Genomic DNA, 11,753 nt, shown 5'->3' with positions numbered 1-11,753 from the left:
TAAACCGGCCCGAGCCGTTCGCGCACGTGTGCACTATCGGGCTACCGCATCAGGCGTGGCGTTGGCGTTAGGTTAGGCGGGCATTCGCTTATCCAACGTAAAGGAATACCTTTCATGCCAATCGTCACGCCGATCCCGGCGGAAAACCTGCTGAAAACCGTGATAAAGGGGCAGTTTTCAACGCGCCCCGCCCTGCGGTCGGTAGTTGCAGAAATGCTGGCCCGCACCCTGAAAGAACACTACCCGCCCCTGTCCATCGCCCCTTCGGATCTGTACATGGCGCTCCCCCGTGAGGGGGGCGGCCGGGCACTGCGGCCGGTGCTGGATGTGGCGCTGCAATTCCTTGCCGACGGCCATTTCCCCGACCTTTCATTGAGTTACGGGTTGGACGCCTACCTGAGCGACGCCACCGGCAGCCGACTCACGTTTCAGGCCGATGGCGAGCGCAGCTACGACCTGAACGTCTTCGAAAACGCGATACGGGAACTGCCCTTGATCCTGTTTATCGGGGCCCAAGAGGCGCTGGCCGCGTATTGGGAACAGGACAGCGATACCGGCGTCAGTCGCTGGCAATGGTTGGCCGAAGTGCTGCGCGGCGCATTCAGGGCCAGCGCCGTTCGTCAATCGGGGGACGACACCCAGCAACTGCAGATACTGAGCACCCTGGCCGACTATCCCAGCCGAGAAACCAAGACCGAGCAGCCATGGCCTGCCAATGCGATCCACGCCTACACCCTGGAAACCCAGCTTGTACAAGGCAGCACATCACTGACGCAGCAGGCCAGCGATATTCTGGTGGTCAGCGGCACGCGCGTGCTGCTGTGCGGTTTGTCCGGCCAGATCGATTCCTACGCCAGCCTGGATGCATTCGGCGAGGCATGGGGTAAACGCATCCAGGCAGAGGAGATGGCCGACACCATCACTTGGCGCCTGTACGAGCCCGATGGCGATATTTTCGAAGTGCAGGCGGCCCTTGTATTGGATCGACAACTGGAGAACCTGGCCAATCTGCGCCTGCCGGCGGGCACCAGCGTCAAGGCGTTGGAACAGCAGTTTGCGGCAATCACCGACCTGGCGAGCCTGTTCACCGACTCCCCCGCCATCGCCAGCCATCCCGCGCCGGCGATCGAGGCGGCCCTGCCCGGCTGGCTGCAAAACGCCTCGGCGGCCGATCGTTTCGCGTTTTCTCAGTGCCTGCTCGAACAGGCCAGCCTTCGGCGTCTGAATCAAGGCAAACACTACCTCGATGATCTCGAGGATATTCGCAGCTATGCCGCCAGCCATCTGGATCACCAACTGTGCCTGGACCGCAACGCCACCGAACACGGCGAACGCAGCTGCAAGGAACTTGCCCAGGGCGCCTACCGGGCCGACGCACTGCAACTGACCTTCGAAGTGCCGGTGGGCACCCTGCAAAGTGGCTACATCGACCGCGTGTCAATGAGCCTGGTCGACCTGGCGCTCAAGAACCTTTCAGGTAAACCTGCCGGCCGCATGACGGTGCGCCATGCGGATGGCCAGCCGGTCGACAGCAGCCTGACCCCGGAGTACCTGCTCGCGCTGGTGCAGCGCATCGATGTCGGGCGCAACTACCCGGCTTACCTTCACCAGTCACTGCTGGGCGAGGACGCCCAGGCGCAAGAGCGCAAGCGGCTGTTCCTTGTGCAGCGTCCCATCGACCTGAAAACCCAGGCCCTGGAATACAAGATCAAAGGCCAGGGCGGGCTTACGTCGCGAGGGCTGCGCTATGTCGAAGCAGTGCTGGGCACCCACAGTACCGAGCGCTGGGCGGGCATGGATGAAGTGGTCATGCGTGTGCTCGCCTTTCAACGCAAGCCCGGCGCCAAGGCGGACGGGGTGCAAAATATGTTCATCATCGAGCCGCGCAACGGGCAGCCAGGCCCGCGCTTGTTGTATCGCCCGGCGTATCGGGATTCGCTGTTGGAATTCACCGACCGCGCCAGTCTGCTGGCCGCCATCGCCGAGCCCGGCGAGCTGCAGGACAGCGTCCTGGCCTGGATGGAAGACCCTGCCAGAGCGGTGTGCAGCAACGGCGGATTCCGGGAGCCCCATTACGTGCGTGTCAGCGGCATAGGTTCCGAGTTCGACCCCTTGCCGCCCATTCCACGCCCCGCGACGCTGGCCCCGCTGAGTGATGAAAGCAGCGATCAAATCCTCCAGGCGCTGGGCAACAACCAACTGATGGACTACCTGTACGAGAGCGAAGCGCGGCAACTGCAGGAGCAAGCCGACCGCGACTCGACGTCCAACGCCGAAAGCCGCTGGGCGCTGATTCTCGAAGGCGTGCAACTGGGCTTCAACACCTTGCTGATGCTGGTGCGTGGGCCCTTGGCAGCGGTGGGCTGGTTCATGCAGTTGGCCCTGAGCCTCAAGCAGGACATACCAGCCCTGGAAAGCCAAGACCCGATTGCCCGTGAACTGGCGTGGGTCGACCTGCTGCTCAACACCAGCATGGTTCTGATTCACCTGGGGATACCCGACCACGTAGCGCAGCCCCCTGCGCAAGCGGAGATCCCACGGTTGCCATTGCAACATCCGCAGGGCCAGGCCATCTCGACCCCGGCCGTGGTGCAACGGGGCATCATCGGCTTGCCTGCCGAACCGCCCGGCGGCGGCCGCACCCTGTTGGATATCGACCGCTCCCTGGCCAGCGACAGGGCCGCGACACGTTTGTTAAGGAAACTGCTGGAGGTCAATGTGCCCTGGCCTGAACACGCCCCGGACCCCGTCGCGCTCGGCCCTTATCGCGGGTTGTTCAAGATCGGCCAGCGCTGGCACGCCACGGTGGGCGGCCTGTTGTTTCGCGTCAACATTACCCCGGACGTGGACGACGTATTCATCATTGACCCGAACAAACCCGATCACCCCGGCATCAAGCTGCGCACCGATGGCAAGGGCCACTGGACCCTAGACCGCGGGCTCAAGCTGGCGGGCGGCGGGCCCAAGCGCCTGGCAACGCTGCGCGAGGAGAATCGTCGCCAGGCGGTGCAATTGAAGGACCGGATGGACACGCTCAATGCGCAGATTTCCCCGGACATGGCCGAGTTCAGAGATTGGTTGACCCGCCTTAACAATAACCGCGCGGTCCTGATCAAGCAGACCACTACGTTGAAACTGGTGTGGAACCTGCTGCAAAAAGCCACCGATGCGCAGAGACCCGCGATCGAAGCACGGCATCAGCAGGAGATAGCGGCCTATTCGAAGGCGCGCACCGACTATGAGGTGGTCCTGGATAAAATCGAGCAGAGTTACGCCAAGGTACTGCCAAAGCGCATCGAGCTGTACAAGGTAGGTCAGGACCTGCAGAAATACGCGGGTGCCGGCCCCCATGTCCAGGACCAGGCCATCACGCTCAAAACGCTTTGGGACGAGCAAATGCGCACGCATTTCCACCTGCAGAAATGGGCCGACACCTTTATGTTCACTGAGCGTGGCGAGCCCATGAGCCACCTGGCCAGCCGGATGCGCGAGGAACTGCGCGAAGGTCGCCCCTGGGCGTATAACGAACATGTGACCCGCTCGATTGAACTGGCGGACGTCGTTCAACGCATGGCGGCCCGCTCGCGCGAGATGGAAACCACCCTTGAGTTGCTGGAACAGGACTCCGTGGCCGGACGCGTGTTGCGCACGCAAGCGTTGTCCAAAATTACGACGTTCCAGCACTTTTTTGCGCAGAACCTGGAGATGCATGCGCTGATCCCGCTCTCGTGGGTGGTGGTGAAATCGTCGGCGCTGGAGGCGTCGCCGCTGGAGGCGCTGTACATCGACCATCTAAACAATTCGAGCCTGGGCCAGGCATTGCTGTCACATACCGAAGTGCGCAGCAGCAGCGGTTATCCGCTGGATGAGCAACGATTGCTGTACGGCACAATCCTGGACAAGTACCGCAGCTACGAGCAGGCCATCGAGGCGCTCACGTTCATCAATCCGCAACGCGTACACCCCGTGGCCGAACGCCTGCTGGCCGGGCTGAGTCGGGCGCGGATGCTGGCTGAAAACGAACTGGAAAGTGTGGTGCGCAGCCAGGAAGCACTGGAGGTCGAAGCATCCGCCGCCACGTTGCTCAGGCCGAAAGAGCCGGCCAAACGTATCTTCAAAACCCGTACGCGCACGTACTGGATCGGCGAGCTGAAACCTGTCGATGGTCTACACCCTCACGAACGGCTCACCATTACCAATAGCCTGACCGGTGAACCCCTGACCACCTTCGACGCGGATGATGCCGGCAGTTGGGTGGAAACGCCCCAGCAACCCATGGCCGCCCCCGAACCGGCGGCGCCGGCCTCTACCCTGGCAATGCTCAAAGACCAGGGCGAAAAAGTGCTGCGGCAACGCCCCGAGATCGAACGGCTGATCAGTGCCCAACAGAAGAAGCTGGAGTCCGCCCTCACCCGGCAAGACGTCAACCCGGCCGACTGGGATAAGTTGCTCACCGGACAGGCCGATAGACTCAACGCACTTGCGGATGAAATCGCACGGGATCACAGCGACCAGCCCAGGGCGCAGGACGCCATCGATCGCTACCGCGCCAACGCCAGGGACATGCAGCGCATGGCCACACGACTGTGCAGCGACGCCTACAAACGCCAGTGGCCAACCCTGGAAAGCCTCGATTACCTCTGGCGACACAAGGAGATCGATATCAACCTGACCAGCCTGGCAGACCCGCAGCGGCCAACCCTCAGTGGGGATTTCTTCACCGAATACGCGGTGTACGACAAAGCGCAAAAGCCGCCCAGTGTGCTGTGGTATGCCCACTTTCACTACGCCACCGCCGACGCGCCGCCTGAGCGCTACACGCGAGCCCACTTGAAACTGGCAAGCCAGCGCAAATACACGCAAAAGGATCTGCTCAAGGAACATGTCCAGGCGAAATTGCGCAGTGAGCAGGCGGCAGGGGCCGACCCGGTGGAAAGAATCCTGTACGTATTGATCGCGCCGCCCCAGGACCAGCTCTTCCTGGCTATCGCGCCAACCATCAATTGACCCTCAACGTCCGGCGTCGCTGACGCCGGACGTTGTGTACCGCCTTGGGCTCAGTGGGCAAACAGCGAATTGCCCTTCTGCCCCGCCAGCTTCTCGGGTTTGATCAGGAAGCGCGCCAGTGCCGGCAGCAGCCACAGTGCACCGAACATGTTCCACAGCAGCATGAAGGTGAGCATCAGGCCCATGTCGGCCTGGAACTTGATGGCCGAGAAGATCCAGGTGCACACGCCGATGGCCAGGCACAGGCCGGTAAACAACACGGCTTTACCGGTGGATTTGAGCGTCTGGTAATAGGCTTCCTGCAACGGCAATCCGGCACGCAGGAAACTTTCCAGGCGGCTGTAGATGTAGATGCCGTAGTCCACGCCAATCCCCACGCCCAACGCCACCACCGGCAAGGTCGCGACCTTGACGCCGATGCCCATGAACGCCATCAGCGCATTGCCCAGTACCGAGGTGAGCACCAGTGGCAGCACGATGCACAGGGTCGCGGCCCACGAGCGGAAGGTGATCATGCACATGGTCGCCACACACAGGTACACCAGGATCAGGATGGTCAGTTCCGACTCCTTGATGACCTCGTTGGTGGCAGCTTCGATCCCGGCGTTACCGGCGGCGAGGATGAATTCCAGGCCGTCCTTGTTGTTTTCCTTGGCGAAGTCCTGCACCGCATGCACGGCGCGGTCGAGGGTTTCGGCCTTGTGGTCGTTGAGGAACACCAGCACCGGCGCCAGTGAGCAGTTGTTGTTGTACAGGCCGTCGGCGCGGGCAATGGAGTTGTTCAGCACGTCCGGGTTACGCGACAGGGTTTCCCATTTCAGGTTGCCCTCGTTCATGCCCTTAATCATCTGCTTGGACACGGTCACCAGCGAGATCGCCGACTGCACGCCCTCGGTGTTCTGCATCTTCCACATCAACTGATCGATGGGCGCCATGGCTTCATACCGCGAGCAGCCTTCGGCCTTGGTCTTGACCATTACCACCAGCACGTCGGAGCTGGTGGAGTAATTGCTGATGATGAAGTTGTTGTCTTTGTTGTAGCGCGAGTCCGGGCGCAGTTCCGGTGCACCTTGGTCCAAGTCGCCGATCTTGAGGTTCTGGCTGTACCAGAGGCCGCCGCCAAAGGCGACCAGGGCCAGCAGGACCGACACTGGCGCGACTTTGGCGCTGGCGAATTTGGACAGCAGGCGCCAGAACGGATGCTCGCGGTTTGCGTCTTTCTTGCTCTTAGCGATGGCGCGCTTGCTGATGCCGACATAGGAAATCGCCACCGGCAGCAGGATCAAGTTGGTGAACACGATCACCGCCACGCCGATGGACGCGCCGATGGCCAGCTCACGAATCACGCCGATGTCGATGATCAACAGCGTAATGAACCCGACCGCATCCGCCAGGATCGCGATCATCCCCGGCAGGAACAGTTGACGAAAGGTCCGCCGTGCAGCCGTCAACGCGTTGTCGGCCTCGCTGGATTGCAGGGCGATACCGTTGATCTTCTGCACGCCATGGGAAATACCGATGGCGAAAATCAGGAACGGCACCAGCATCGAATACGGGTCCAGCCCGAAGCCGAAGAAGTGCATCAACCCCAGTTGCCAGACCACCGCCACCAGGGTGGTGCTCAACACCGCGATGGTGCTGCGCAGGCAGTTGGTGAACCACAGCAGCAGAATCAGGGTGATGACGAATGCGATGCCGAAGAACAGCACCACCATTACCAGGCCGTCGATCAGGTCGCCGACCTTCTTGGCAAAGCCCACGATGTGGATCTTGACGTTGGGGTTCTGGGCTTCGAACTTGTCGCGGATCTTGTCTTCGAGTTCATGGGAGAACTTGCGATAGTCCAGGGCCAGCAACTTGCCCTGATCCTGCGGGTCCGGATAGGACTCCAGCAGCGGGATATCCACGATGCTCGACTTGAAATCGTTGGCGACCAAGCGCCCGACCTGGCCGGACTTGAGTACGTTATTGCGCAGTTGATCGAGGCTTTGCGCCGAGCCGTTGTAGCTTTGGGGGATCACCTCACCGCCGGCGAAACCCTCTTCGGTCACTTCGGTCCAGCGCACGCTAGGACTCCACAGCGACTTGAGGCCCGAGCGGTCGACGCCGGAGATGTAGAACACCTCGTCGTTGATCTGCCTCAGGGTCTCCATGTACTCCTTCGTGAAGATGTCACCGTCCTTGGCCTCCACCGAGATGCGCACGGTGTTGCCCAGGTTGGCCAAGTCGTTGCGGTGTTCCATCATCTTTTCGATGAAGGGGTGCTTGAGGGGGATCATCTTTTCAAAGCTGGTGGACGGGCGAATCAGCGTCGCCTGCCAGAACAGGAACACGCTCACCAGCAGGCAGATGACGATCACTGCCGGGCGATTGTTGAAAATCAGGCGCTCAAGAAAGGTCGCTTTATCGTTGTGATGACTGCTCATTCTGTCCCCGCCTTCTTATTGTTTTACGAGCTCAGCGCCAGTCGGCGTCGATACGCGAACGCCACCCTGCCCGGCCAGAATCAAGTTGCCATTGCCCGCCGCCGTCACCGACGACAGTGAAATACGGTCAGGGCGGTTGAACACGCTGAAGGTCTGGCCATCGTCGTGGCTGACCACCACGCTGCCACCGTTACCGACCACCACGATTGCGCCGTCATCCAGCAAGGTCGCGCCCGACAAACCAAACTCCAAGGCGCCACGGGTGGCGTTCAACTCAACCTGCTCCCAGGTACTGCCGAAATCGGTGGAACGGTACAGATTGCCGCGCAGCCCGAAGGCCAGCAGGGTTTGCGGTTGCGCGGTGCTGATCACACCGAACAGCGAACCTTCATAAGGGCCTTCGAGTTTTTCCCAGGTCTGCCCGTCGTCACTGGAGCGGAACATGCTGCCCTGCTCGCCGACGATAAACAGGCCGGCGTCTTTGATCTGGGCGATGGCGTTGAGGTGGAACTGGTCTTCGTTGTCGAGGCGGTCGCTGACGTCGTTCCAGCTCTTGCCGCCATCGGTGGTTTCGATCAATGCACCGTAAGCGCCGACGGCCAAGCCGTGATTGGCGTCTTTGAACCACACATCGAGCAGCGGCGCTTCACGCTTGAGGTCCTGGTATTGCTGGGCCCAGGTGGCGCCGCCGTCGGTGCTGGCGAGAATTTGCGCATCGTGGCCTACCGCCCAGCCATGTTTGTCGTCGACGAAAAACACTGCCGTGAGCAATTGCCGGGTGGGGACTTTGGCTTGGGTCCAGGTAGAGCCCTGGTCATCGGAATAGAGGATATGCCCGCGATCACCGACGGCTACCAGGCGCTTGCCGGCATGCACCACGTCGATCATCAGGCCTTTGGCGGCCTTGGGGGACTCAATCGCAAACGCTGGCGTTGCGGGGGTATCGCTGGCTGCCAGCACCGGTGTCGTCAACGCAGCACCGGCCAGCAACGAGAGCGCTGTGGCCAGCAACGCAACCCTGCGTGCGGCGCGTGGGCGGCAAACAACCCAACCCATGACAGGCTCACTCATAGACCTTTCTCCCATTTATTATTGTTAGGTCTTGCCTTCCCGGGCTCTGAAACCTGCAATCTAGAGCGCCTGAAGGAAGCAGGGGCCATCCTATCGGGCTTTGGAATCGTCTGACAATCGGCGCTACGTTATCTTTTGTTAACTGGCGGCTTTTGGCCACTTGGTGAATATAGCTGCATTCGCCAAGGTGATTACCGAGGCGTTAATGAATTTTTATTCCATCTATTGAAATATGGGAATTTTTATTCCATTAATGCACATCCTGAAAACAATAATCCAAAGGACCACGGCTATGCGTGAACTCGGAATCGGCTTGATCGGCACAGGCTTCATGGGCCGCGCCCACGCCTTGGCGTTCAACAATGCCCGGGCGGTGTTTGAACTGCCAGTCACCCTGAAGCTGGCCGCCCTGGCCGATGCCGACACCGAACGCGCCCAGCACTGCGCCTCGTCCTGGGGGTTCGATCACGCCCATGGCGACTGGCAGGCGCTGATCAACGACCCCAAGGTCGATATCGTGGCCATCACCACCCCCAACCACCTGCACTACCCCATGGCGATGGCCGCGATTGCCGCCGGCAAAGCGGTGTATTGCGAAAAACCCCTGGCCGTGAGCCTGGAACAGGCCGACGCCATGCGCCGCGCCGCCAGTGCCGCCGGGGTGGTAACGCGGGTGGGCTACAACTATCAACACAACCCGATGATCACCTTGGCGCGGCAATTGATCGCCAGTGGCGAGTTGGGTGACCTCATCAGCTTCCAGGGCGAGTTCAGCGAAGACTTTATGGCTGACCCAACATCACCCTGGTCCTGGCGCTGCGAAGTGGAACACGCCGGCGGCGCCCTGGCGGACTTGGGCAGCCACTTGCTGTCGATGGCGCGCTATCTGGTCGGGGATGTGGTCAGCGTCTGCGCCGATACCCAGACCGTCCACGTTCAACGCCCGGCTGTCAAAGGCAGCAACGAACTCAAACCTATCGCCGTGGATGACCAGGTACACGCCCTGCTGCGTTTCGCCAATGGCGCGCGCGGCACGGTGAGCAGCAGTTGGCTCAAACATGGCTACAAGAACCACTTGAGCTTCGAGATCAGCGGCACCAAAGGCACCTTGGCGTTCGATCAGGAGCGCTTGAATGAGCTTCGCCTGTGCGGTGTCGGCCAGGACGGCTTCCAACGCTTGCTGGCCGGCCCTTCCCTGCCCGGTTATGCGGCGTTCAGCCCGGCAGCGGGACACCAACTTGGCTACAACGAGTTAAAGACCCTGGAAGTGCAAGAATTGATCATGGCCGTCGCAGGCCAGGGGACCGATGGCACCGACTTTGAAGCGGCGTGGGAGGTGGAGCGGTTGGCGACGGCGATTCGCTTGGCTGCCCAGGAAGAACGTTGGGTCAACGTGAACTCGGTTTGAACATGTGAGAGGGGGCTTGCTCCCGATGGCGGTGTGTCAGACGAAGATGTTCCAACTGGGCCACCGCCATCGGGAGCAAGCCCTCTCCCACATTTAGATCACTGACACATTTAGATCGCCTACACACATTTAAATCAGCGCAAGGCTCGGCGCAGCACTTTACCCACGGTGGTTTTAGGCAACTCGGTGGTGCGAAACTCCACATACCTGGGCACCTTGTAGCCCGTCAGGTATTCCCGGCAATGGGCGAGGATCTGTTCCTGGGTTAGGTTCGGGTCTTTGCGCACCACGATGATCTTCACTTTCTCGCCCGTGACGCCGTCCTCCACGCCAATCGCCGCTACTTCGCCTACGCCAGGGTGCATCGCCACCACGTCTTCGATTTCATTCGGATACACGTTGAAGCCCGAGACCAGGATCATGTCCTTCTTGCGGTCCACCAGGCGGATATAGCCGCGCTCGTCCATCACGCCAATATCGCCGGTGGACAACCAGCCCTGCGCATCCAGCACCTCGGCGGTTGCCTCGGGGCGTTTCCAGTAGCCCTGCATCACCTGCGGGCCACGCACTTGCAGTTCGCCCTGCTCGCCAATGTCGGCGAGTTCACCGTCCTCACGCATAAAGCGCACCCAGGTGGACGGCAACGGCACACCGATGCTACCGGTGAACTCCATCTCGCGCATGCGCGCAATGTTGATCGGGCTGATGCTCACTACCGGCGAGCACTCGGTCAGGCCATAACCTTCGATGATCGGCAGCCCAGTGACTTCCTTCCAACGCTTGGCCACTGCCGTGTGCGTGGCCATGCCGCCAGCGATCACCATGCGCAGGTCGGAAAAGTCCCGAGCGCAGAACTCCTTGTTTTCCAGCAAGCCGTTAAACAGTGTGTTGACCCCGGCAATGCCGTTGAAGCGCTCCTTGCGCAGGATCATCTGCACCCGCTTCACATCCCGAGGGTTCGCGATGAGGATGTTGCGCCCGCCCAGGCACATGAACATCAGGCAGTTCACCGTCAGGGAAAAGATGTGGTACAGCGGCAGCAACGTGACGTTGGTTTCCTGCTTGTGTTGGTCCAGTTGGTCGCCGACCCACGCCTTGGCCTGCAATAGGTTGGCGATGATATTACGGTGGCTGAGCATCACGCCTTTGGCGTCGCCAGTGGTGCCGCCGGTGTATTGCAGGAAGGCCAGGTCATCCAGGGCCATGCTCACCGGAAAGTGGTTGAGGGCCCGCCCCTGTTTCAACACCCGATTGAAACGTACCGCCCCCGGCAGCTTGAACGCGGGTACCTGCTTCTGCACGCTGCGCAGGATGAAGTTCATTGCCGCGCCCTTGAAGGTGCCGAGCAAGTCGCCGATGGCCGCGATTACCACGCGCTTGACGCTGCTGCCAGCCACAACCTTCTCCAGGGTGTGGGCGAAGTTTTCGAAGATCACCACCGTCTCGGCGCCGCTGTCCTTGAGCAAGTGTTTGAGTTCGTGGGCGGTGTACAGCGGGTTGACGTTGACCACCACCGCGCCAGCCAGGATGGTGCCGAGCAGGCAGATCGGGTACTGCAAGCAATTGGGCATCATCAGCGCCACACGGTCGCCCGGCTGTACGCCCTGGCCCTGGAGCCAGGCGGCAAACGCAATGCCTTGGACCTGCCAGTCGGCGTAAGTCATTTCGGTGCCGATGCTGACGTAAGCCACGCGCTCACGGAATTTTTCCAGGTGCTCCAGGAATACTTCCCGCAGCGATGGGTATTCCTCAATCGCGGCATCAATGTCTGCCGGGACGCCGGGCAGATAAGCGTTCAACCACACGCGTTCGGTGTGTTCCTGGCTGATAGCGTTCATGGC

Annotated in this window: 5 protein-coding genes; 2 read left to right on the top strand and 3 right to left on the bottom strand. The window is 60.9% G+C overall.

Annotated features, from left to right (window positions below):
- Nucleotides 1-114 precede the first annotated feature (114 nt).
- Nucleotides 115-5,007, top strand: coding sequence for a dermonecrotic toxin domain-containing protein (locus ACKZ62_RS12535; protein ID WP_447096754.1), 4,893 nt, complete (start codon nucleotides 115-117; stop codon nucleotides 5,005-5,007).
- 50 nt (nucleotides 5,008-5,057) lie between these two features.
- Here ACKZ62_RS12535 and ACKZ62_RS12530 read toward each other — a convergent pair whose 3' ends face one another.
- Both ACKZ62_RS12530 and ACKZ62_RS12525 read right to left on the bottom strand, forming a co-directional pair.
- Nucleotides 5,058-7,433 (bottom strand): efflux RND transporter permease subunit, encoded by a 2,376-nt coding sequence (locus tag ACKZ62_RS12530; RefSeq protein WP_032886494.1) that lies wholly within the window; start codon nucleotides 7,431-7,433, stop codon nucleotides 5,058-5,060.
- A 15-nt stretch (nucleotides 7,434-7,448) separates the two neighbouring features.
- Nucleotides 7,449-8,489, bottom strand: coding sequence for a WD40/YVTN/BNR-like repeat-containing protein (locus tag ACKZ62_RS12525; RefSeq protein ID WP_181640667.1), 1,041 nt, complete (start codon nucleotides 8,487-8,489; stop codon nucleotides 7,449-7,451).
- 307 nt (nucleotides 8,490-8,796) lie between these two features.
- Here ACKZ62_RS12525 and ACKZ62_RS12520 point away from each other — a divergent pair, with 307 nt between their 5' ends.
- A complete protein-coding gene (locus tag ACKZ62_RS12520) occupies nucleotides 8,797-9,912 on the top strand; it encodes a Gfo/Idh/MocA family protein (protein ID WP_095184575.1) in 1,116 nt (371 codons plus the stop codon).
- Nucleotides 9,913-10,046: 134 nt separating this feature from the next.
- Here ACKZ62_RS12520 and ACKZ62_RS12515 read toward each other — a convergent pair whose 3' ends face one another.
- Entirely contained in the window at nucleotides 10,047-11,750 is a 1,704-nt protein-coding gene (locus tag ACKZ62_RS12515; RefSeq protein ID WP_099602292.1) for an AMP-binding protein, read from the bottom strand.
- Nucleotides 11,751-11,753: the final 3 nt, after the last annotated feature.

Source organism: Pseudomonas sivasensis, from assembly GCF_052938085.1.
The sequence above is the reverse complement of the archived record's forward strand: the minus strand, read 5'-3'. Positions and strand labels throughout refer to the sequence as shown.

Coding starts and splice junctions, on each gene's coding strand:
- ACKZ62_RS12535 (WP_447096754.1), top strand. CDS start 115: ATGCCAATCGTCACGCCGATCCCGGCGGAAAACCTGCTGAAAACCGTG.
- ACKZ62_RS12530 (WP_032886494.1), bottom strand. CDS start 7,433: ATGAGCAGTCATCACAACGATAAAGCGACCTTTCTTGAGCGCCTGATT.
- ACKZ62_RS12515 (WP_099602292.1), bottom strand. CDS start 11,750: ATGAACGCTATCAGCCAGGAACACACCGAACGCGTGTGGTTGAACGCT.
- ACKZ62_RS12520 (WP_095184575.1), top strand. CDS start 8,797: ATGCGTGAACTCGGAATCGGCTTGATCGGCACAGGCTTCATGGGCCGC.
- ACKZ62_RS12525 (WP_181640667.1), bottom strand. CDS start 8,489: ATGGGTTGGGTTGTTTGCCGCCCACGCGCCGCACGCAGGGTTGCGTTG.